Origin of the sequence: Actinocorallia libanotica (genome assembly GCF_039525175.1) — a bacterium.
Taxonomy (GTDB): domain Bacteria; phylum Actinomycetota; class Actinomycetes; order Streptosporangiales; family Streptosporangiaceae; genus Actinocorallia; species Actinocorallia libanotica.
Genome location: NZ_BAAAHH010000068.1, coordinates 1 through 21,167 on the forward strand (window position 1 = coordinate 1; position 21,167 = coordinate 21,167).

At 73.5% G+C, this 21,167-nt stretch carries 17 protein-coding genes; 12 read left to right on the forward strand and 5 right to left on the reverse strand.

Annotated features, from left to right (window positions below):
• Positions 1–406: GntR family transcriptional regulator (locus ABD140_RS38205; protein WP_344247632.1), on the reverse strand; the 406-nt coding region annotated here is incomplete at its 3' end.
• On the opposite strand from ABD140_RS38205, the gene ABD140_RS38210 reads away from it, so the two are divergent.
• From ABD140_RS38210 to ABD140_RS38260, 11 genes are all read left to right on the forward strand, one after another.
• Positions 405–1,331 (forward strand): DMT family transporter, encoded by a 927-nt coding sequence (locus ABD140_RS38210; RefSeq protein WP_344247634.1) that lies wholly within the window; start codon positions 405–407, stop codon positions 1,329–1,331. The two genes, ABD140_RS38205 and ABD140_RS38210, sit on opposite strands and share 2 nt — an antisense overlap.
• A gap of 83 nt (positions 1,332–1,414) precedes the next feature.
• The gene (locus ABD140_RS38215) at positions 1,415–2,989 is read left to right on the forward strand and encodes an MFS transporter (protein ID WP_344247636.1); all 1,575 of its coding nucleotides are present in this window, start codon (positions 1,415–1,417) and stop codon (positions 2,987–2,989) included.
• On the forward strand, positions 2,986–3,843 hold the full coding sequence (locus ABD140_RS38220; RefSeq protein ID WP_344247638.1) for a 1,4-dihydroxy-2-naphthoate polyprenyltransferase: 858 nt from the start codon (positions 2,986–2,988) through the stop codon (positions 3,841–3,843). The genes ABD140_RS38215 and ABD140_RS38220 overlap by 4 nt, the downstream gene beginning before the upstream one ends.
• A 59-nt stretch (positions 3,844–3,902) precedes the next feature.
• Positions 3,903–4,601 carry a Crp/Fnr family transcriptional regulator gene (locus ABD140_RS38225; RefSeq protein WP_344247640.1) on the forward strand — a complete coding sequence of 233 codons (699 nt, stop codon included), beginning with the start codon at positions 3,903–3,905 and terminating at the stop codon, positions 4,599–4,601.
• An 80-nt stretch (positions 4,602–4,681) separates the two neighbouring features.
• Complete coding sequence (locus ABD140_RS38230; protein ID WP_344247642.1) at positions 4,682–7,246, forward strand: FtsK/SpoIIIE family DNA translocase; 2,565 nt, start codon at positions 4,682–4,684, stop codon at positions 7,244–7,246.
• 81 nt (positions 7,247–7,327) lie between these two features.
• Positions 7,328–8,101: a helix-turn-helix domain-containing protein gene (locus ABD140_RS38235; RefSeq protein ID WP_344247644.1), complete on the forward strand. Its 774-nt coding sequence runs from the start codon at positions 7,328–7,330 to the stop codon at positions 8,099–8,101.
• Between the two features lie 60 nt (positions 8,102–8,161).
• On the forward strand, positions 8,162–9,577 hold the full coding sequence (gene rimO, locus ABD140_RS38240; protein WP_344247646.1) for a 30S ribosomal protein S12 methylthiotransferase RimO: 1,416 nt from the start codon (positions 8,162–8,164) through the stop codon (positions 9,575–9,577).
• Entirely contained in the window at positions 9,574–10,131 is a 558-nt protein-coding gene (gene pgsA / locus ABD140_RS38245; protein ID WP_344247648.1) for a CDP-diacylglycerol--glycerol-3-phosphate 3-phosphatidyltransferase, read from the forward strand. The genes rimO and pgsA overlap by 4 nt, the downstream gene beginning before the upstream one ends.
• 5 nt (positions 10,132–10,136) lie before the next feature.
• Positions 10,137–11,414, forward strand: coding sequence for a CinA family nicotinamide mononucleotide deamidase-related protein (locus tag ABD140_RS38250; RefSeq protein WP_344247650.1), 1,278 nt, complete (start codon positions 10,137–10,139; stop codon positions 11,412–11,414).
• A 113-nt stretch (positions 11,415–11,527) separates the two neighbouring features.
• Positions 11,528–11,896, forward strand: coding sequence for a helix-turn-helix domain-containing protein (locus tag ABD140_RS38255; RefSeq protein ID WP_106398681.1), 369 nt, complete (start codon positions 11,528–11,530; stop codon positions 11,894–11,896).
• Between the two features lie 112 nt (positions 11,897–12,008).
• A complete protein-coding gene (locus ABD140_RS38260; protein WP_344247655.1) occupies positions 12,009–12,473 on the forward strand; it encodes a Dps family protein in 465 nt (154 codons plus the stop codon).
• Between the two features lie 413 nt (positions 12,474–12,886).
• Here ABD140_RS38260 and ABD140_RS38265 read toward each other — a convergent pair whose 3' ends face one another.
• The gene (locus tag ABD140_RS38265; RefSeq protein WP_344247657.1) at positions 12,887–13,369 is read right to left on the reverse strand and encodes an RrF2 family transcriptional regulator; all 483 of its coding nucleotides are present in this window, start codon (positions 13,367–13,369) and stop codon (positions 12,887–12,889) included.
• A 196-nt stretch (positions 13,370–13,565) separates the two neighbouring features.
• On the opposite strand from ABD140_RS38265, the gene ABD140_RS38270 reads away from it, so the two are divergent.
• A complete protein-coding gene (locus ABD140_RS38270; protein ID WP_344247659.1) occupies positions 13,566–14,756 on the forward strand; it encodes an ROK family transcriptional regulator in 1,191 nt (396 codons plus the stop codon).
• Positions 14,757–15,022: 266 nt separating this feature from the next.
• Here ABD140_RS38270 and ABD140_RS38275 read toward each other — a convergent pair whose 3' ends face one another.
• The 3 genes from ABD140_RS38275 to ABD140_RS38285 form a co-directional block, all read right to left on the reverse strand.
• The gene (locus tag ABD140_RS38275; RefSeq protein ID WP_344247661.1) at positions 15,023–15,154 is read right to left on the reverse strand and encodes a hypothetical protein; all 132 of its coding nucleotides are present in this window, start codon (positions 15,152–15,154) and stop codon (positions 15,023–15,025) included.
• A 207-nt stretch (positions 15,155–15,361) separates the two neighbouring features.
• On the reverse strand, positions 15,362–20,257 hold the full coding sequence (locus tag ABD140_RS38280; RefSeq protein ID WP_425544210.1) for an Lhr family helicase: 4,896 nt from the start codon (positions 20,255–20,257) through the stop codon (positions 15,362–15,364).
• A 204-nt stretch (positions 20,258–20,461) separates the two neighbouring features.
• Positions 20,462–21,049, reverse strand: a complete 588-nt coding sequence (locus tag ABD140_RS38285; protein ID WP_344247665.1) for a regulatory protein RecX — start codon at positions 21,047–21,049, stop codon at positions 20,462–20,464.
• Positions 21,050–21,167 lie beyond the last annotated feature (118 nt).

Here is a 21,167-nt window from a genome sequence, read left to right on the forward strand (position 1 = left end):
GCTGCGGCTGCGCCAGCGCGGCCAGCGCCCGCAGCGGCTGCAGCGCCAGGGGAAGGTAGCCGCCGTTCAGCGCTATCGCGTCCGCGGGGGGCGGGGTGAGCAGCGCGGCCAGGGGCTCGGCGCCGCCCTGGCGCCCGCCGAGCACCACCGACTGCCAGCCGAAGTCCGCGGGACGGGCGGGGGCGCGGCGGGCGGCGTGCTCGCTGACGAAGGTGCCGCTGCCGGGACGGGTGATCACCACGCCTTCGGCGGCGAGCAGGGCCAGGGCGCGGGAAACGGTGACGGGGCTGACACGGTAGCGCTCGGTCAGCGCCCGGGAGGACGGCAGCCGGTCGCCTGCGGGGAGTCGCTGTGCTTCCGCCCTGATCTGTTGGGCGAGGAAGGCGACACTGCTATCCTTGTTCATGAGAGACAACGATAGCGCTACTGGAAACCGGCGAATAGCGCTCCTCCTTGCCTTCCTGGGCATCCTGGTGTTCTCCTTCACCTTCCCCGCCACCGTGCTGGCCCTGCGCGGCCTGGACCCGATGCTCATCGGCGTCGGCAGGGCCGCGCTGGCCGCCGTCCCGGCCGCGGGCGCGCTGCTGTGGGCGCGCGCCGCCCGCCCGCGGAGCTGGAAGGGACCGCTGATCGTCGGCCTGGGCGTCGTCGTCGCCTTCCCCGTGCTCTCCACCCTCGCCCTCGCCCACGGCTCCAGCGCCGCGCACGGCGCCGTGGTGATCGGCCTGCTGCCCGCCGCGACCGCGATCATGGCGACGCTCCGCGCGGGGGAGCGGCAGCCCCGCGCCTTCTGGGCGGCGGCGGGCAGCGGCGCCGCGTGCATCACGCTGTTCACCCTCGTCCAGGGCGGAGGCGGCCTCACCACCGCCGACCTGCTCCTGCTGGGCGCCCTGGTGCTGTGCGGCCTCAGCTACGCCGAGGGCGGGCGCATGGCCAGGGAGATGCCGGCCTGGCAGGTCATCTGCTGGGCCCTGGTGCTGTACGCGCCGCTGACCGTGCCGGCCACGGCCTGGCTGCTGGCCGCCACGGAGCCGGCCTGGACGGCCGAGAGCCTCGCCGGATTCGGTTACGTCTCGTTCTTCTCGATGTTCCTCGGCTTCTTCGCCTGGTACGCGGGCCTGGCGGGGGCGGGGATCGCCCGGGTCGGGCAGGTCCAGCTCGTCCAGCCGCTGCTCACCCTCGGCTGGTCCGCCCTCTTCCTGGGCGAGCGCCTGGACGCGGTGACCGGGGTGGCCGCGCTGGCCGTGCTGGGCTGCGTGGCCTGGACCCAGCGGGCGCGCGGAACGGGGGAGGCGGCGCCCGCGCCGCGCGGGGAGCCGGCGCCCGTCTGAGGCAGGGGGGCGTGTCGGCGCTGGAAGAGGCGGGTTTAGGCTTGCCGACGGTCCTCCTCCCCTTTCGTTGATCCAGGATGCCTATGACTGCGCCCGTGACGGCCGAAACCCCGGCGGAACCGGCCGCCGAGCCGGGACGGAGACGGTGGCTCGGGCTGGCCGTGGTCAGCCTCGCGGTGTCGCTGATCATCGTGGACGCCACCATCGTCAGCGTCCTGCTGCCCGGGATGGTGGACGAGCTGGGGCTGCGCGCCACCCAGGCGGAGTGGGTCACCTCGGTCTACTCGCTGGTGTTCGCGGCGCTGCTGATCTCGTTCGGGCGGCTGGCCGACCGGTTCGGCCGGCGCCGGATGCTGCTGCTGGGCACCGCGCTGTTCGTGGCGTCCAGCCTGGCCGCCGCCCTGGCCGCCGGGAGCGGCTCGCTGATCGCGGCACGGGCGCTGCAGGGCGTCGGCGCGGCGATGATCATGCCCGCCACGCTCTCCACGGTCAACGCGCTCTTCCACGGCCGGGACCGGGCCGTGGCCTTCGGCGTCTGGGGCTCCATGATCGGCGGCATGTCCGCGGTCGGCCCGCTGCTGGGCGGCTGGCTGGCCACCTGGCAGGGGTGGCGCTGGGCGTTCCTGATCAACCTGCCGATCGGCCTGCTGCTGGTCCTGGGCGCGCGCCGCTACGTCCCGGAGACCAAGGAGCCGGGGCCGGAGCGCGGCGGCCTGGACTGGGCCGGCGGCGTGCTGTCGGCGCTCGGCCTGGGCGCGCTGGTCTTCGCGCTGATCGAGGGCCAGGCCTACGGCTGGTGGGGCCCCGCCGAGGACTTCGCCGGCTGGCCGGTCTCGGCGGGCCTGCGCCTGTCCCCGGTGCCGCTGGTCCTGGCGGCCGGGGTGCTGCTGCTGGCGGCCCTGGTGGCGGTGGAGCGCCGCAGGGCGCGCGCGGGGCTGCCGGTGATGCTCGACTTCAGGCTGTTCCGCATCGCCAGCTTCCGGCGCGGCAGCCTCGCCGCCTCGCTCATCAGCGTCGGCGAGCTGGGCCTGCTGTTCGTGCTGCCGCTGTTCCTGCAGGGCGCGCACGGCGACTCCCCGCTGCAGATCTGCGTGGCGATCATCCCCCTGGCCCTCGGCTCGTTCCTCTCCGGCGGGCTGGCCTCCCGGCTGGCGCCCCGGATGGGCGCGCACCGCGTCGTGCAGTACGGCATGGCCGCCGAGGTGGCGGCGGTGCTGGCGATCGGCCTGACCGTGCACGCCGGCACGACCGGGTTCGCGCTGGCGCCCTGGATGCTGCTGTACGGCCTGGGCCTCGGCCTGACCTCGGCGCAGCTGACCAGCGTGTCCCTGTCGGAGATCCCGCAGGCCAGCGCGGGCCAGGCGGCCGGCACCCAGTCCACCGCCCGCCAGGTCGGCAGCGCCCTGGGCATCGCGCTGATCGGCACCGTCTTCGCGACCAGTCTCGGCCACGTCATGCGGGAGCGCTCCGGCGACGAGCTCGCCGCCCGCGAGCTGCAGCACAGCGTGGGCTCGGCGGTGGCCGACCTCGACCCCTCCCTGACGGCCGCCGCGGTGGAGAGCCTGGCGGTGGCGACCGGACGCGCGGCCCTGGTGACCGCCGCTATCCTCGCGGTCGGTCTGATCATGACCCTCCGCCTGCGCAGAAGAGAGATATGAAGCTTTGGATCGCCGGGGCGCGGCCCCGGACGCTGCCCGCCGCCGTCGTACCCGTCGCCGTGGGGACCGGGCTGGCCGTGGGAGAGGGGCACCCGGTCTGGTGGCGGGCGGGACTGGCGCTGTTCGTGTCGCTGGTGCTGCAGGTCGGGGTGAACTACGCCAACGACTACAGCGACGGCGTCAAGGGCACCGACGCCGACCGGGTCGGGCCGATGCGGCTGGTCGGCTCGGGGGCCAAGCCGCCCCGGCAGGTGCTGGCCGCGGCGCTGGCCTGCTTCGCCCTGGCCGGTGCGGCCGGCCTGGCGCTGGCGGCCGCCACCTCCTGGTGGCTGCTGCTGATCGGCGCCGCCGCGATCGCCGCGGCCTGGGGCTACACCGGAGGCTCGCGCCCGTACGGCTACCGGGCGCTGGGCGAGCTGTCGGTCTTCGTGTTCTTCGGGCTCGTCGCGGTGCTCGGCACGGTGTACGTCCAGCTGGAGGGGCTGCCCTGGACCGCCTGGGCCGCCGCCGTCCCGGTCGGGCTGCTGGCCTGCGCGATGCTGGTGGTCAACAACATCCGCGACCTGGACACCGACGCGATGACCGGCAAGCGCACCCTGGCGGTGGTGCTGGGCGACACGTTCTCCCGGGTCCTCTACGCCCTGTGCCTGGCGATCCCCTTCACCCTCGTCCTCGGCCTGGCCGTCGGCAGGCCCTGGGCGCTGCTGGCGCTGCTGGCCGCGCCGCTGTCGATCCGCCCGTCCCGGCGGGTGCTGGAGGGGGCGCAGGGACCCGGGCTGATCGAGGTGCTGGGGGAGACGGGACGGCTGCAACTGGTCTTCGGCGCGCTGCTGACCGCGGGATTGGCCCTTTAGAAATTCTCGAATTCCTGGATAATTGGATCCTCACCGGTTCTTCTTCCGTCTGAAGGAACATGACCCCCGCCGAGACCGTGAAGGGCCCCCGCGAGACCTTCTGGAGCGGCCTGGACCTCGCCGCCCGCGAGACGCTGGCGCGCGGGGGCCGCAGCCGCCGCTACCGCAAGGGCGACCACCTGTGCCTGCAGGGGGAGCCCTCGGAGCAGGTGATCATCCTGGAGCGGGGCTGGACCAAGGTCTGCGTCGGCGACAGCGAGGGCAGGGAGCGGGTGATCGCCGTCCGCGGCCCCGGTGAGCTGCTGGGGGAGACGGGCCTGATCACCGACTCGCCCCGCATGGCCACCGTCACCGCCCTGCACGCGCTGTCCGCCCTGGTGGTGCCGCGTCAGCGGTTCCGCGCCTTCCTCAGCGACCACCCCGACGCCTGGAAGACGGTTTACAAGATCCTCAGCCTCCGGCTGACGGAGTCCGACGAGCGCATCCTGTCGCTGGGCAGCCACGTGGGCGCCGGCCGCCTGGCGCTGTTCGTGCTCCGGCTGGCCGAGCAGAGCGGCCTGCCCGACCCCGAGGGCGGGATCGTGCTGCCCCCGCTGTCGCAGACCGAGCTGGGCAGCTGCGTCGACGTCTCCCGGGAGACCGTCGCGCGGGCCATGCGCGCCTGGCGGGAGCAGGACCTCATCCGCAACAGCTGGCGGCGGACCGTCCTGCTGGACCCCGAGGGACTGCGCCGGCACGCGAAGCAGTTCATGATCTGACCGGATCCGGCGATCTCCGGGCGACACGCCCGTCCGTTTTGTTCTTGGTGGCTCTTGCGGCGCGGGTTACGCTCGAGGGCATGGCCTCACGTGCGTCCGGAGGTACCCGGAACTCCTCGCGTGGCGGGGCTTCCAAACGTCCCTCCAAAGGTTCCGCGCAGCGTCGTCCAGCCCCGAGGAAGCCCGCCCCCGCCCGCAAGCGCCGGCCGGCCCGGCGCTCGGGGCCCGACCCGATCAGCGCGATGTTCCTCGGGTTCTTCCGGATGTTCGCGGGACTGTGGATGCTCTTCGCCCGCGGCGTCGGCTCGGTCTTTCGCGCCTACGGCGACGGCGCGCGCGACCTGGACGAGGAGCACCGCCGCGACGGGCTGGGCCTGGCCCTGCTCGGCGTGGCGATCGTGTTCGCCTCGGTGCTGTGGTGGACGCCGCGCGGCTGGTTCACCCAGGCGCTGGAGATGGTGGTGCGCGGCGGCCTCGGCAGGTTCGCCATGGTGCTGCCGCTGTGCCTGGTCCTGCTGGCCTGGGGCGTGCTGCGCTACCCCGAGCGCCACGACGACACCGGCCGGATAGCGATCGGCTCCAGCGCCCTGTTCCTGGGCATCGCCGGGATCGTGCACATCGCGCTGGGCACGCCCTCGCCGCGCACGGAGATGGCCGAGGTGCGCGACGCGGGCGGGGTGCTGGGCTGGCTGGTCTCCGCCCCGCTGGAGATCATCCTGTCGGCGTGGGTGGCGGTGCCGCTGCTGCTGCTCGTGGCGTTCTTCGGGCTGCTCGTGGTGACCAAGACGCCGGTGTACCGCATCCCGGACCGGTGCCGGGAGCTGCTGCACCTGACGATGCTCAAGGAGCGGCCCGAGGCGGCCGAGGAGTCCGCCGAGGCGGAGAAGCCCGACAAGGCGGGCAAGGGCGACAAGCCGAAGAAGAAAAAGAAGCAGCGCCCCGCCGACGGCGAGGAGGAGTTCACCGTCGGGGAGCACACCCGCCCCTACGACACCCCCGTCGTCGACCCTCCCGCCCGCACCCGCGAGCTCAGCGACGACCTCTTCGGGGAGCCCGCGCCGCCCGCCCTGGAGGACGTGGAGGCCGTCGCCGCGGCGGCGCCCACCGAGCCCGACGTCCCGGCCGTCCCCGACCCCACCCCCGCGCCCCGCCGCGCCGAGCAGCTGCCGCTGGAGTCCGGCGACGGCGTCTACGAGCTGCCCGCCGCCACGCTGCTGCGGCCCGGATCGGCCCTCAAGCCGCGCACCAAGGCCAACGACACGGTCGTCGACGCGCTCACCGGGGTGCTGGAGCAGTTCGACGTGGACGCCCAGGTCACCGGGTTCACCCGCGGCCCGACGATCACCCGCTACGAGATCGAGCTCGGCCCGGCCGTCAAGGTCGAGAAGGTCATCGCGCTCACCAAGAACATCTCGTACGCGGTCAAGAGCCAGGACGTGCGGATCATCTCCCCGATCCCCGGCAAGTCCGCCATCGGGGTGGAGATCCCCAACACCGACAAGGACCTGGTCTCCCTGGGCGACGTGCTGCGCTCCCAGGTGGCCCAGGCCGACGGGCACCCGATGCTGGTGGGGCTGGGCAAGGACGTCGAGGGCCGCACCGTGGTGGCCAACCTCGCCAAGATGCCGCACATCCTCATCGCGGGCGCCACCGGCGCCGGCAAGTCGACCTGCATCAACGGCCTGATCACCTCGATCCTCATGCGGGCCACGCCGGACGAGGTGCGGCTGATCCTGGTCGACCCCAAGCGGGTGGAGCTGTCGGCGTACGCGGGCATCCCGCACCTGATCACGCCGATCATCACCAACCCCAAGAAGGCGGCCGAGGCCCTGGGCTGGGTCGTCGGCGAGATGGACCGCCGCTACGACGACCTGGCCGCGTCCGGGTTCCGGCACATCGACGACTTCAACAAGGCGGTGCGCGCGGGCAAGGTCACCGCCCCGCCCGGCAGCGAGCGCGTCTACACCCCCTACCCGTACCTGCTGGTGATCGTGGACGAGCTGGCCGACCTGATGATGGTCGCCCCGCGCGACGTGGAGGACCACGTCGTGCGGATCACCCAGCTGGCCCGCGCCGCCGGCATCCACCTGGTGCTGGCCACCCAGCGCCCGTCCGTCGACGTCGTCACCGGCCTCATCAAGGCCAACGTGCCCTCCCGGCTGGCCTTCGCGACCTCCTCGCTGGCCGACAGCCGGGTCATCCTCGACCAGCCCGGCGCGGAGAAGCTGGTGGGCCAGGGCGACGCGCTCTTCCTGCCGATGGGCGCCTCCAAGCCGATGCGGCTGCAGAACGCCTACGTCTCCGAGAAGGAGATCGCGGGCATCGTCGACCACTGCAAGACCCAGATGGAGGTCCGCTACTCCGAGGACGTCCAGGGCGAGGCGGCGCCGCGCAAGGAGATCGACGAGGAGATCGGCGACGACCTCGAACTGCTGATGCAGGCGATCGAACTGGTCGTCTCCACGCAATTCGGTTCCACCTCGATGCTGCAGCGCAAACTCAGGGTGGGTTTCGCCAAGGCGGGACGTTTGATGGACCTCATGGAGAGCAGGAACATCGTGGGTCCTTCCGAGGGATCGAAGGCCCGGGACGTCCTGGTCAAACCAGAGGACCTGCCAGAGGTCCTGGGCGCGCTCAATTCGTGATCAACTCGTCGGCGTTGCGCATCGCCGGGGAAGAGTCAGTTTTCTAGACTTGGGTACGAAGACACGGCGGCGGAGGATTTCATGAGCATTGGTGAGACCCTGGGGCAGGCACGCCGCGAGTCGGGACTCACCACCAAGCAGGTCAGCGAGCACACGCGCATCCGAGAGACGGTCATCCGCCGGATAGAGCAGGACGACTACTCGCTGTGCGGCGGCAACTTCTACGCGCGCGGCCACATCCGCAGCATCGCCAAGATGCTCGGCGTGGACTCCGACCCGTTGATACGCGAGTATGACGAGAATCATGGGGGCGCGCCGGGGGCGCTGTCGGTCGCCACGGCCTTCGAGCCCGAGCAGCCCCTGCGGTTCCGCGAGCGCCGCGCCACGAACTGGAGCGCGGCGATGGCCGGCACGCTGGTGCTGGTGCTGATCTACGGGGTGTTCCAGGTGTTCAGCGGGGAGGACGGGCGAAAGCCCGCGCCCGCGGCCAAGTCGCCGGCGATCACGGCGGCGCCCGCCACGGCGACGCCCGGCCACGGCGACACCCACGCCCTGGGGGAGAACCCGCAGCAGCCGCCCGCCCAGGCCGTCGGCGCGGACGAGGTCGTGGTGGCCGTCCGCGCCACCGAGCAGAGCTGGGTCAACGTCCGCGACGCCGCGGGCAAGGTGTTGTTCAGCGCGATGGTCCCCAAGGGCCAGCAGCGCGAGTGGCGGGCGTCCAAGCGCATGAGAGTGCTGATCGGCAACGCGGCCGGGGTGGTGCTCACCGTCAACGGCAAGGAGCTCGGCGTGCCCGGCGAGGACGGCCAGGTGCTGCGCCTGACGTTCGTGCCCGGGAGCAGCGAACCAGTCTGAAACTGGATCTTCCGGGCAGCCGGGTCCTGGGCTGGGTCCGGCTCCCACTACCGTTAGAGCATGTCCGAGTCCCGTACCGTGTCCCTGGTCACTCTCGGTTGCGCGCGCAACGAGACCGACTCAGAAGAGCTCGCCGCCCGGCTGGAGGCGTCCGGCTGGAAGCTGCAGGACGGCTCCGAAGGCGCCGACGTCGTCCTCGTCAACACCTGCGGCTTCATCGAGGCCGCGAAGAAGGACTCGATCGACACCCTGCTCGCCGCGCACGACACCGGCGCCAAGGTCGTCGCGGCCGGGTGCATGGCCGAGCGGTACGGCGCCGAGCTGGCCGAGGCGCTGCCCGAGGCCGACTCCGTGCTCGGATTCGACGACTACGGGCGGATCGGGGAGCGGCTCGACGACGTCATGGCCGGGCGCACGCGCCCCGCGCACGCGCCCCGGGACCGCCGCACGCTGCTGCCGATCACCCCGGTGGAGCGCTCCGCCGGGCACGTCCACGTACCCGGGCACGGCATCCAGGAGCTGCCCGAGGGCCTGGCGCCCGCGTCCGGCCCCCGGGTGCTGCGCAAGCGCCTGGGCGGCGGCCCGGTGGCGCCGCTGAAGCTGGCGTCCGGCTGCGACCGGCGCTGCGCCTTCTGCGCGATCCCCGCCTTCCGCGGCTCCTACGTCTCCCGCAGGCCCGAGGAGGTGCTGGCCGAGGCCGAGTGGCTGGCGCAGCACGACGTGCGCGAGATCGTCCTGGTCAGCGAGAACTCCACCTCCTACGGCAAGGACCTGGGCGACCTGCGCCTGCTGGAGAAGCTGCTGCCGCAGCTGGCCGAGGTCATGGACGTGGTGCGCGTCAGTTACCTCCAGCCGGCCGAGCTGCGCCCGTCCCTCATCGAGGCCATCGCCGGCACCCCCGGCGTCGTGCCCTACTTCGACCTGTCCTTCCAGCACGCCAGCGGGCCGGTGCTGCGCCGGATGCGGCGCTTCGGCGACCCGGCGCGCTTCCTGGACCTGCTCGACCGCATCAGGGCGCTGGTCCCCGAGGCGGGCGTGCGCTCGAACTTCATCGTCGGCTTCCCCGGCGAGACCGAGGGTCAGCTGGCGGAGCTCACCGGCTTCCTGGAGGCCGCGCGGCTGGACGCGATCGGCGTCTTCGGCTACTCCGACGAGGACGGCACCGAGGCGGCGGACCTGGACGGCAAGGTCGACCAGGACGAGGTGGACCGGCGGCTGGCCGAGGTCTCCGAGCTCGCCGAGGAGCTCACCGCCCAGCGCGCCGAGGAGCGCGTGGGCACCGCGATGACCGTCCTGGTGGAGCGGGAGCTGGAGCCGGGGGTGTGGGAGGGCCGCGGCTTCCACCAGGCGCCCGAGGTCGACGGCTGCACCGTCGTGCACGGGACGGGCCTGACGGCCGGCGCGCTGGTCGAGGCCGAGATCACCGAGAGCGAGGGCGTCGACCTGGTCGGCGAGGCGACGGGGCCGTCCCGGTGACAGCCTCGCAGGCACGGCGGGCGTCGAACCTCAACCCCGCCAACGTGCTGACGGTGCTGCGCATCGCGCTCGTACCCCCCTTCTTCCTCATCCTCCTGCTGGGGGAGGGCGACGGCTGGCGGCTGACGGCGCTGCTGCTGTTCGTGGTCGCCGCCTTCACCGACCTGGCCGACGGGCGGATCGCGCGCAGCCGCGCCGAGGTCACCACCTTCGGCAAGATCGTCGACCCGATCGCCGACAAGCTGCTCACCGGCGCGGCGCTGGTCGGGCTGTCGCTGAACGGCGAGCTCACCTGGTGGGCCACCGTGATCATCCTGCTGCGGGAGATCCCGGTGACCGTGCACCGGCTGGTGCTGCTGCGCGCGAGCGTGGTGGTGGCCGCCGAGCGGCTCGGCAAGTACAAGGCGGCGCTGCAGATGCTGGCGATCTTCGTCTACCTGCTGCCGGTCCGCCTCGACCCGCTCAACGGGATCCTCATGGCCGCCGCGGTGGTGGCGACCGTGGTCTCGGGCGCGGAGTACCTGAACGGGCGGCGCCGCGCGGCACTAGGCTGAAGGCCGTGCGAGCCGAGATCCTGACCGTCGGGGACGAGATCCTCATCGGAGACGTCGTCAATGGAAACGCCGCCTGGCTGGGCCGGGAGCTGACCGCCGCGGGGGTGGCGGTGGGCCGCTCCGCCGTGGTGGGCGACACGCTGGAGGCGATCTCCGGCGCGCTGGCGGCGGCGCTCGCCGCCGCGGACGTGGTGATCGTCACCGGCGGGCTCGGATCCACCTCCGACGACCTGACCAGGGACGCCCTCGCCGCCCTCGCCGGGGTGCCGCTGGTGCGCGACGAGGCGCTGGCGGGGCTGATCCGCGACCGGCTCGAGCGCGCCGGGATGCGGCCGCGGCCGATGCCGCTGCGGATGGCCGACGTCCCCGAGGGCGCGACCATGCTGCCCAACCCCGCGGGGACGGCGCCCGGGCTGCGGATGGAGCTGCCGGGCGGGACGGTCTACGCGCTGCCGGGCGTGCCGGGCGAGATGAAGGCGATCATGGCGGCGTCGGTGCTGCCGGAGCTGGCCGACGGCGACGCCGCCCCCGCCGTGCTGACGCTGCGCACGGCCGGCGTCTGGGAGACGGTGCTGGCGGCCAGGCTGGCCCCGCTGGAGGAGCGGAAGGACGTCTCGCTGGCCTTCCTCCCCGAGCCCTCGGAGGTCGCGGTGCGCATCACCGCCGACTCGCGGCCGGCGCTGGACGAGGCGGTGCTCCAGGCCAGGGAGCTGCTGGGCGCCGTCATGTACGGGACGGGCGAGCAGTCGCTGGCGTCGGTGGTGCACGAGCTGCTGGCGGCGCGCGAGCACACCGTCGCGGTGGCCGAGAGCCTCACGGGCGGGCTGCTGGGCGCCGAGCTGACGTACGTGCCGGGCTCCTCGGAGACCTTCGCGGGCGGGGTGACCGCCTACGAGACGCGGCTGAAGCACGAGCTCCTCGGGGTCTCAGCGAGCCTTCTGGAGGAGCGGGGCGCGGTCGACCCGGAAGTCGCCGTCCAGATGGCCGAGGGCGCCAGGGAGCGCCTGGGAGCCGTCTACGGCCTGGGCGTCACCGGGGTGGCGGGACCGGGCTCCCAGGATGGAAAGTCGGTCGGAACTGTACATATCGGTATTTCTGGGCCGAGAGGAAGTCGATCCTTCACTCCGGTCCTGCCCCTGCCCCCGGACCTCACCCAGGCGCGCGCGAACATCCGGCGCATGACCGTTGTGCAGGCCTTGGACCTGCTACGACATGAGATTTTGGGGGTTGCAATGATCCGCCGGTGGGAAGAGGATCAAGAAGATCGGGAAGGTTTGACCTGATTGCAGCGTTACGTTCGCAGCGAACACGATTTCCCGGCTCTGCCAAGCTCACGGTGGAGACGGGTACGGTGGGAACAGGTCAGATGGTCCGCACGATGGGGAGGGAGCGAGCGATGGTCCTGCTTCGCCAGCTGCTGGGGGACGTTCTGCGGCAGCTCCGGCTGCGCCAGGGTCGCACCCTCCGTGAGGTGTCCGCCGCGGCCCGGGTGTCGCTGGGGTACCTCTCAGAGGTGGAAAGAGGGCAGAAGGAAGCGTCTTCTGAGCTGCTCGCGGCGATCTGCAAGGCGCTGGGTGTGCCGTTGTCCCACGTACTACGAGAAGTCTCCGATCTACTGGCACTCGCCGAACTGCAGGCCGAGCCGGTCATGGCCGGCGCGCCGCAGCGGGAGCGCATCTCCGAGACCATCCCCGCCTCACCGGTACCCGACTCGCCCGAGGCGATCGCCGGTGACGCCTTCAGGGGTGACATGGTCGCGGCGTGATCCTTTCCACAGCCCGTCAAGGGTTGGGAGGGGATGAGATGGGTTATCCCTTTTGTTACATACAAGTGACGCGAGAGCCGCCGAACTGAGATGTGACACGGGAGGTTTCGCCATGGCCGTTGTGAAGAGCCCGCTCTCCGATGAGCTGCGTACCGTCGTCGGACAGGCGCTGCAGGGCTCCCTGATCGACCTGATCGACCTGTCCCTCACCGCCAAGCAGACGCACTGGAACGTGACGGGCCGCACCTTCAAGATGGTGCACGAGCAGCTGGACGAGCTCACCGCCACGGCCCGCGCCGCCTCGGACCAGGTGGCCGAACGCGCCGTGATGATCGGCGTCAACCCGGACGGCCGCGTACAGACCGTGGCCCACGAGACCTCGCTGCCCACCGTGGAACCCGGCTGGCTGCCCGAGGACAAGGTGATCCACGCCGTCGTGGACGCCCTGGCCGGCACCATCGCCCGCTTCCGCGAGCGCATCGAGGCCGTCGAGTCCGAGCCGGTCACCCAGGACCTGCTGATCTCGATCACCGGGCAGCTGGAGGAGCACCACTGGATGTTCTCCGTCCAGCGGTGACCTCCGCCGACCCGGGCCCTTCCCGGACCACCGGAGAACCGCCGCCCGCGCCCCGCCACATGCGGGGCGCGGGTTTTTTCATGCCGTGGACCGTAAGCGGCCTGGGAGCCGACGGGGGGGCTCCGGGGGAGTTCGCGGCTGCGGAGGCGATCGCGTTCTTGAGGCCGGTCACGGCTTCAGGCGCAGTCCGTGCTCTTGGACGGGAGCCGGTGGCGGCTTCAGAAGCGGTGACGGCGCGGGCGTGCGGGCTCTCGCGGCCGCGTGCCTCGCCGACGGCACCGGGGGCCCTCGGAGCGGGCGTTCTGTGGAACGGCGGGCCGCAGAAACCGCGAGCGCGCCGGGACTGCGGGCGTGCCGGGCCTGCGGGCGCGCCGGTCCGCGGGGACGGGCCCGGGACCGGTCGCGGGCCGGGATCAGGCGAAGAAGACCGGCTTGGTCCAGGCCTTGGGGTCCTCGGTGAGCTGCTGGACCGACTCGGGCAGTTCGTCGCGGGCGATGTGCGAGAGGGTCACCAGCTCGAGGATGGCGCGCTCGCTGGCCCTCAGCGCGATCCAGACCTCCTGGAGCGAGCGGGCGGCGCCGGAGTAGCCGACGTCCTCGGGGCGCTCGCCCCGGACGCCCAGCAGCGGCCCGTCGATGGCCCTGATGATGTCGGCGAGCGAGATCTCCTCGGCCGACCGGGCCAGCCAGTAGCCTCCGTCGGGGCCCCGCTGGCTGCGGATGATCCCGGACCGGCGCAGCTGGCCGAGGATGTTCTCCAGGAACTTGGGTGGGATCTGCTGGGCTTCGGCGAGCTGCACCGCCGTCACCGGATGCCCCCCTGCGGAAGCCTCGGCGGCGGAGGCGAGCTCGGCGGCCGCACGCAGCGCGTAATCAACCCTGGCAGACAAACGCATGCTGTAAGTATCCCTCCCCGCGGGCACCGGTTTCACCACCACCCCGATAGGACGTCCCGGTTAAGTCGATCCGCTGGTCTTTACACCGGTCCATGGCCGCTCCCGGCCGCGGAACCGGTGCTTTCCCGGCGCGCGGACCGCCCGGACCGGGGGAGTGGCCACCGGGGCGCCCCCGCACCCCCTAGAGTGCCCAGACATGGCGAGACGTCCGGGCACCCCCCGCCTGCTGCGCGAACTCAACGACAGGGCGGCGCTGGAACTGCTGATCACCGAAGGGCCGCTGACCCGCGCCCAGATCGGGGCGCGCACCGGGCTGTCCAAGGTGACGGCCTCCCAGCTGCTGGCCCGGCTGGAGGAGCGCGGCCTCGTGGAGATGGTCGGCGAACGGACCGGAGGACGCGGGCCCAGCGCCGCGCTCTACGGCGTGGTGCCCGCCAGCGCCTACGTGGCGGGGCTGGAGGTCGGCCCGCGGGAGGTGGTCGCCGCGGTGGCCGACATCACAGGAGCGGTCGGCGGGCGGACCACCGTGCCGTTCGCCGAGGCCGACGACCCCGTCGAGGTGATCCGCAAGGCGGTGGCCGGGGCCTGCGGCGAGGCGAAGGCCGCGCGGCTGCGGACCCTGGTGATCGGCACCCCCGGGCTGGTGGACCCGCGCACCGGCGACGTGCGCTTCGCGTTCGACCTCGGCTCCTGGCACGAGGGCGCGTCCGCCCGGCTCGGCCGCGACCTCGACACCCGGGTGGTCATCGAGAACGACGTGAACCTGGTGGCCGTCGCCGAGCACGCCCACGGGGCGGCACGCGACGCCGGGGACTTCGCCCTCCTGTGGATCGACCGCGGCATCGGCCTGGCCATCATGCTCGGAGAGCGCCTGCACCGCGGCGTCTCCGGCGGCGCCGGAGAACTCGGCTACCTCCCCGTCCCCGGCGTGCCGCTGCCCGGCCCCGTCACCGCGTCCCGCGCCCACGGGGCCCCGACCCTGGCGGGCGGCTTCGGCGCCCTGGTCGGCGCCGACGCCCTCCTGGAACTGGCCCGCGCCCATGGCCACACCGGCCTCCCCCTGGAGGAGGCGGTGGACCGCGCCGCCGCCGCCCCGGCCGCTCCCGGCGCCTCCGCCTTCCTGGACGACCTCGCCTCCCGCCTGGCCCTGGGTGTCGCCGCCGTCACCACCGTCCTGGACCCGGGCCTGATCGTCCTGTCCGGCTCCCTGGGCGCCGCCGGCGGCACCGCCCTGGCCGTGCGCACCGAGCAGGCCGTCGCCCGCCTGTGCCCCACCCGCCCCCGCCTCATCCCCGGCGCCCTCACCACCGACCCCGTCCTCCAGGGCGCCCTGCACACCGCCCTCACCCTGGCCCGCGAAGAGGTCTTCTCCACCACCACGGACTAGTGCCCCGCAGCCCGCGCCTTCCTCGGTGCTCTGCCCCGAATCGATCTCCCACCGTCCGTACGGGCGTGGAGAACCGCATGCGGAGGCCTCGAAGAGTGTCGGAGAACACATGCCCGGCCTGCAGCCGCCGGGAGAAGGGCCTCGCATGAGTTCCTGTGGCAGCGGCCGGACACATCGCCGGGGGAGAACCGGGCCTGCCGCCGGGGAGGAGAAATGCCGCGTGCCCGGGGCCACCACGAGGGGCCCCGGGCACGCGAGAAGCCGGTTCAGCTGCTGGAGGCGTCTTTCTCCCGTTCGGCGGAGCGGCGAGGATCGGTCTGGGCGCGATCGCGCAGGGTCTGGCTGATCACCAGGCGCTTACGTCGCTGAGCGATGGTCCAGCGGGTGGTCGAAGTCATGGGCGGCTCCCCGTTGACGGGCGGTTCATACGAACCAACCTCGTTACGCCCTCCACTGTTCCAGCTCATCCCCACGAACTCATCGCCCGAGGGAACGATTCCGCACGTCTCCCCTCCACCCTCAGGACGACCACCTCACGAAGGACCCCGCCCCCGATCCCCACCACGGTTCCGGTTCCGGGCCGTTCGGGGTTCGGGGCGGGGCCTTCAACGCCGTAGGCGGACGCCTCGGGGGGTGGGGTGGAAGCCGGCCTCCTCGAGGAGGCGACCGAGGGGCGAGCCCGTGACCGGCTCCCCGTCGACGCGCTCCACGGTGATCTGATCGAGCATGCCCTCCCGCACGGTCCGCGCCAGCGCCTGCGTCCCGGCCTGCCAGCCGTCCTCGTTCCAGGTCAGCAGGGTTCTGCCTCCGCGTTCGGCGTAGAACGTCAGCACCCCGTCCACCAGGACCACGAACGCCCCCGCCTTCCGGCCGGGCCGGTGCCCGCTCCGGGCCTCAGGCCAGTTCAACGCCGCCCCATACGGGTTGGCGGGGTCCTCCGCGGCCAGCACGATCGCCGTACCGCCGCCTCCCGGTGGGGAGGCGCGCAACGACCGCAGCAGATCCACGGCCTCGGAAAGCGCGAACTGCGCGGCACCCAGCCCCTCGACGAAGTATCCGCGCCGGCAGTACCCGCTCTCCTCCTGCGCCCGCAGCACCGGGTAAAGCCCGGCGAACCCGCCCGGCACCCGCTCGGCCGCGACGGCCCCCCGAAGCACGATCCCGTATCGCTGCAGAAGCACCTCACTCAACGCATGAGCCCGCCGCGTGGGATCCGCCTCCGGCTCGGGCACCAGCCACCACCGCCCCGCCGCCCCGGGCGGAACGGCCCGAGCCGGAAGAACGACCCGTCCCCGCCCCCGACGCACCACCCGCGTCCGAGACACCGGACGCGCCGTCGCCCCCACCGCCCGCACCGGCCCCAACGTGTCGTTACTCACCCGCCCGGCCCACACAAGCTCCCACAACGCCTCCAGAATCTCCCGATCCGGCACCTCACCCGAACCCGCCACCCCACCCGGCGAGGAGGCTCCGTCCCCGCGAGGCGACGAAGGAGCCGTCCCCTCCACCGGCGAGGAGGCCGCTCCACCCGGTGAGGCGGCGGCCGTGTCGTCCGACGGGGGAAGGGGCCGGTCGGTCGTGTCGAGGGTGGCGAGGGCGGAGCGGACGCGGGCGGCGAGGGCGGGGAAGAAGAGGGCGGAACCGTCGGTGAGAGCGGACAGGAGGGCCTGGTGGAGGAGGGTGTGCGGGGTCGAGGGGAGGTCGGGGGGCGGAGGGAGGAGGAGGGGGGCGGCGTCGGCGGGGTGGAGGGAGACGCGGCCGTCGCCGTGGGGGAGGGCGCCGCGGCCGACCCAGAGGACCTCGCCGGAGGAGGTGAGCTCGTCCAGGAGGGCGGGGGTGTAGCCGGGGACGCGGGACGGGAGGATCAGGGTCTCCAGGGCGGAGACGGGGAGAGGCACGCCCTGGAGGCGCTCGATGGCCTCGTACAGGGCGTCGGCGCCGCCGCGGGGGGAGCCGACGCCCTGCCAGCGGGGGAGGAGGCGGGCGAGGGCTTCGGGAGCGGACGGTTCCACCTCGGCGCGGAGGCGGGCCAGGGAGCGGCGGCGAAGGAGGCGCAGAACGTCGGTGTCCACCCATTCGGAGCCGGTGCGGCCGGGGGTGAACTCGCCTTCGACGACGGACGGGAGCCGGGCGAGGACCTCCCGGGCCACGGCGGGCCCCACGCCGAGGCGGGCCGCCGCCTCCGCGGTGGTGAAGGGCGCGTGCGTCCGGGCGTACCGGCCGAGAAGGTCCCCCAGAGGATCGTCGCCGACCGGCACGAGGAAGGCGTCGGGAACCTCCGGAGGCAGCGCCGTTCCCAGCGCGTCCCGCAGCCGGGCGGCGTCCTCGACCGCCGACCAGCGCTCATCACCCGCGATCCGGACCCGGACCACCCGCCTCTCGGCTTCCAGCCCCGCCAGCCACCCGGCGACCGGAGCCCCTTCGAAAGGCGTCCTTTCCGCGCCGGAGCCGAGGCCGTCGCGGAAAGCGCCGCCCTGAGGCCCCGCGGAGGGCGCCCGATTCCCGACGGGATCGAGGTGGGCGGGGGAGGTGCCGTCCAGGGGACCTTCGGGGGGCGTTCGATCTCCGTCGGGATCGAGGTGGGCGGGGGAAATGCCGCCTTGAGGCCTTGCGGAGGGCGTTCGATCCCCGGCGGGGGCGGGGTGGGGAGAGGAGGTGCCGACGTGGGGGGCTTCGGGGGGTGTGGTGCGGGAGTGGATCTCGGGGAGGGTGAGGGGGCCCAGGGTGCGGAGGAGGTCGGTCAGGGTGTCGGGGTCGGTGGCGCGGCGGGTGGGGGTGAGGTGCTGGAGGTCGGCTTCGGTGCGGGTGAGGACTTCGGGGTCGAGGAGTTCGCGGAGGTCGCTGTGGCCCAGGAGTTCGGTGAGGAGGGAGGCGTCGAGGGTGAGGGCCTGGGCTCTGCGCTCGGCCAGGGGGGAGTCGCCCTCGTACATGAAGGCGGCGATGTAGCGGAGCAGGAGGGACTGGGCGTAGGGGGAGGCGGTGGGGGTCTCGGCCTCGGCGACGTGGACGGCGCCGGTGGAGACGTCGCGCATCAGCGAGACGAGGCCGGGGACGTCGAAGACGTCGTGGAGGCATTCGCGGACGGTTTCCAGGACGACGGGGAAATCCGGGTACTTCGCGGCGACGCCCAGCAGCTGGGAAGCGCGCTGGCGCTGCTGCCACAGCGGCATCCGGCGGCCGGGGCGGTGCCGCGGGAGCAGCAGGGAGCGTGCCGCGCACTCGCGGAAACGGGAGGCGAACATGGCGGACGAGCCCAGCTCGGCGACGACGAGCCGCTCGATCTCGTCCGGGTCGAACACGCACAGCTCCGCCGAGGGCGGGAGCCCGTCGGTGTCGGGGACGCGCAGGACGATCCCGTCGTCGGCGTGCACGGCCTGGGCGTCGAGGCCGAACCGCGACCGCAGCCGTGCCGCGATCACCAGGGCCCAGGGCGCGTGGACGGGCGCCCCGTAGGGGGAGTGGACGACCAGCCGCCAGTCGCCCAGCTCGTCGCGGAAGCGCTCGACGACGAGGGTGCGGTCGTCGGGGACGCGGCCCGTGGCCGCCCGCTGCTCGTCCAGGAGGGCGAGCAGGTTGCCGGCGGCGTCGGCGACGAGCACGGCGGCCGCGGCGCGTTCCCGCGCCCGCCCGTCGTCCAGCCCGCCGAGCTCGCGGACGAAGGCGCCGAGGGCGCGGCCCAGCTCGGCGGGGCGGCCGGGGGAGTCGCCGTGCCAGAACGGCAGCCGGCCCGCCCGTCCCGACGCGGGGGAGACCAGCACCCGGTCGGCGGTGATCTCCTCGATCCGCCACGAGCTGGCGCCGAGCACGAACACGTCGCCGACCCGTGACTCGTAGACCATCTCCTCGTCCAGCTCGCCGACCCGCGAGGAGCGCTCCCCGGCCAGGAAGACCCCGAACATGCCGCGGTCGGGGATCGTCCCGCCGCTGGTCACCGCGAGCCGCTGCGCGCCCCGGCGCGCCCGCAGCGTCCCGTTCTCCCGGTCCCACACCAGCCTGGGCCGCAGCTCCCCGAACTCCTCGCCCGGGTAGCGGCCCGCCAGCATGTCGAGCGTCGCCCGGTAGAGGGAGCGGGGCAGGCCCGCGAACGGCGCGGCCCGCCGCACCACCCGCTCCAGCTCGTCGACGTGCCAGTCGTCCATCGCCGTCATCGCGACGATCTGCTGCGCCAGCACGTCCAGCGGGTTGCGCGGGTAGCGCAGCTCCTCGATCAGCCCCGCCCGCATCCGCTCGGCCACCACCGCGGCCTGCACCAGATCCCCCCGGTGCGTGGGAAAGACGACACCGCGCGACACCGCCCCCACCTGGTGCCCGGCCCGCCCCACCCGCTGCAGCCCGCTCGCGACCGACGGCGGCGACTCCACCTGCACCACCAGGTCGATCGCCCCCATGTCGATCCCCAGCTCCAGGCTGGACGTCGCCACCACCGCCGGCAGCAGCCCCTCCTTGAGCTCCCGCTCGATCTCGGCCCGCTCCTCCTTCGACACCGACCCGTGATGGGCCCTGGCGACCTCCCCGTCCCCGGGCGGGCGGGGGCGGGAGGAGCCGGACTGGCCCATGAGGAGGGCGGGGGCGGCGGGGTCGCGGGGGAGGGGGCCGTGGAGGTGCTCGGCGGACAGCTCGTTGAGGCGGGTGCAGAGGCGTTCGGCGAGGCGGCGGCTGTTGGCGAAGACGAGGGTGGAGCGGTGGGACTCGATGAGGGACAGGACGCCCTCCTCGACGTGGGGCCACAGGGAGCGGCGGCGCGGGTCGGAGGTGTCGGGGAGGTCGGCCATGTCGGGCACGGGGACGGTGACGCGCAGGTCGAAGGTCTTGGCGGCGGGGGGCCGGACGACGGTGACGGGGGCGGCGCCGCCGAGGAACGCGGCGACCTCCTGCGGGGGGCGGACGGTGGCGGACAGGCCGACGCGGCGGGCCGGCGCGGGGAGCAGGGCGTCCAGGCGCTCCAGGGACAGGGCCAGATGGGCGCCGCGCTTGGTGGCGGCGACGGCGTGGACCTCGTCGACGATCACCGTCTCGACGCCGCGCAGGGACTCCCGGGCCCGGGACGTGAGCAGCAGGAAGAACGACTCGGGCGTGGTGATCAGGATGTCGGGCGGGCGGACGGCCAGCCGCCGCCGCTCGTTCGCGGGGGTGTCGCCGGAGCGCACTCCGACCCGGATCTCCGGCTCCGGCAGGCCGAGCCGGCGGGAGGCCGCGCGGATCCCGGCCAGGGGGGCGCGGAGGTTGCGCTCGACGTCCACGGCGAGCGCCTTCAGCGGCGAGATGTACAGGACGCGGCAGCGGTGTCCCGGATCGGCGGGCGGAGGCGCGGCGGCCAGCCCGTCCAGCGACCACAGGAACGCCGCGAGCGTCTTGCCCGAGCCGGTGGGCGCCACCACCAGCGTGTGCTCACCCCGCGAGATCGCCTGCCACGCGCCCGTCTGAGCCGCCGTCGGCTCCCCGAACGCCTCGCCGAACCACTCCCGCGTCGCCGCCGAGAACTCTTCCATCACCCTTCCCATGGTGCCCCTCTCCACCGACAGAACCTTCGGCTCCGTCCACGGCTCCGGGAAAGGAACCCCCGCCCCGTCCACGGGCCCCTGGAAGTCGACGGAGAGCCGCTTGTGTCAAGGAGGCTTCCAGATGGGAAGCGGACACTCACCGTGGTCGTGACGGAGATCGGACCGGGCACGGCGAGAGGGCTGAGGCCGGGTGCGAGCGGGCGGTCAGCCGTCGGGGAAGTCGTCGTCCGCGAAGGCCTCGGTGTCCGAGGAGTCGTTCAGGACGTCCTTGACGACGCTGTAGGCCAGGCCGGGGGAGTAGCCCTTGCGGGCGAGCATGCCGACCAGGCGGCGGACGCGGCGGTCGTGGTCCAGGGAGCGCGTGGCGTGGAGCTTGCGGGAGACCAGGGCGCGGGCCGCCTCCTGGAGGTCCTCGGGCTGGAGCTCGGCGACCGCCTCCTTGATGGTCTCGTCGGCGACGCCGCGGCGGCGCAGCTCGGCCGAAAGGGCGCGGGGGGCCAGGCCCTTGCCGGTGTGGCGGGAGCGCACCCAGGCCTGGGCGAAGGCCTCGTCGTCGATCAGGCCGACCTCGGTGAAGCGGCCCAGTACCCGCTCGGAGACCTCGTCGGGGATGCCCTTGCGGGCCAGCGCCTCGGCGAGCTGCGACCGGGTCTTGGGCGAGAGCGTCAGCAGCCGCAGGCAGACCTCCCGCGCCGCCGCCTCGGGGTCGGCGGGCGGCCGCGGCGCGGACTCCCCGCCGCCCTCCCCGGAGCCTTCCGCGCCCTGGGCGCGGCTCCGCCGGCGACCGGCCATGCGCGTCTCCTCTCCTCCTGCGAACCACCTGCGAACCGGCCGGGGCCGGTGCTCGGGCCGGGGGCGGGCGCCGCGGGCGCCCGCCCCCCGAGGCGTCAGTCGCCGGGCTTGGGGGCCG

Excerpts from the sequence above, each read along its gene's own strand:
- ABD140_RS38225 (WP_344247640.1), top strand. The coding sequence starts at position 3,903 with ATGACCCCCGCCGAGACCGTGAAGGGCCCCCGCGAGACCTTCTGGAGC.
- ABD140_RS38215 (WP_344247636.1), top strand. The coding sequence starts at position 1,415 with ATGACTGCGCCCGTGACGGCCGAAACCCCGGCGGAACCGGCCGCCGAG.
- ABD140_RS38230 (WP_344247642.1), top strand. The coding sequence starts at position 4,682 with ATGGCCTCACGTGCGTCCGGAGGTACCCGGAACTCCTCGCGTGGCGGG.
- ABD140_RS38265 (WP_344247657.1), bottom strand. The coding sequence starts at position 13,369 with ATGCGTTTGTCTGCCAGGGTTGATTACGCGCTGCGTGCGGCCGCCGAG.
- ABD140_RS38285 (WP_344247665.1), bottom strand. The coding sequence starts at position 21,049 with ATGGCCGGTCGCCGGCGGAGCCGCGCCCAGGGCGCGGAAGGCTCCGGG.
- ABD140_RS38255 (WP_106398681.1), top strand. The coding sequence starts at position 11,528 with ATGGTCCTGCTTCGCCAGCTGCTGGGGGACGTTCTGCGGCAGCTCCGG.
- ABD140_RS38235 (WP_344247644.1), top strand. The coding sequence starts at position 7,328 with ATGAGCATTGGTGAGACCCTGGGGCAGGCACGCCGCGAGTCGGGACTC.
- ABD140_RS38220 (WP_344247638.1), top strand. The coding sequence starts at position 2,986 with ATGAAGCTTTGGATCGCCGGGGCGCGGCCCCGGACGCTGCCCGCCGCC.
- ABD140_RS38275 (WP_344247661.1), bottom strand. The coding sequence starts at position 15,154 with ATGACTTCGACCACCCGCTGGACCATCGCTCAGCGACGTAAGCGCCTG.
- ABD140_RS38270 (WP_344247659.1), top strand. The coding sequence starts at position 13,566 with ATGGCGAGACGTCCGGGCACCCCCCGCCTGCTGCGCGAACTCAACGAC.
- ABD140_RS38210 (WP_344247634.1), top strand. The coding sequence starts at position 405 with ATGAGAGACAACGATAGCGCTACTGGAAACCGGCGAATAGCGCTCCTC.
- rimO (WP_344247646.1), top strand. The coding sequence starts at position 8,162 with ATGTCCGAGTCCCGTACCGTGTCCCTGGTCACTCTCGGTTGCGCGCGC.
- ABD140_RS38280 (WP_425544210.1), bottom strand. The coding sequence starts at position 20,257 with ATGGGAAGGGTGATGGAAGAGTTCTCGGCGGCGACGCGGGAGTGGTTC.
- ABD140_RS38260 (WP_344247655.1), top strand. The coding sequence starts at position 12,009 with ATGGCCGTTGTGAAGAGCCCGCTCTCCGATGAGCTGCGTACCGTCGTC.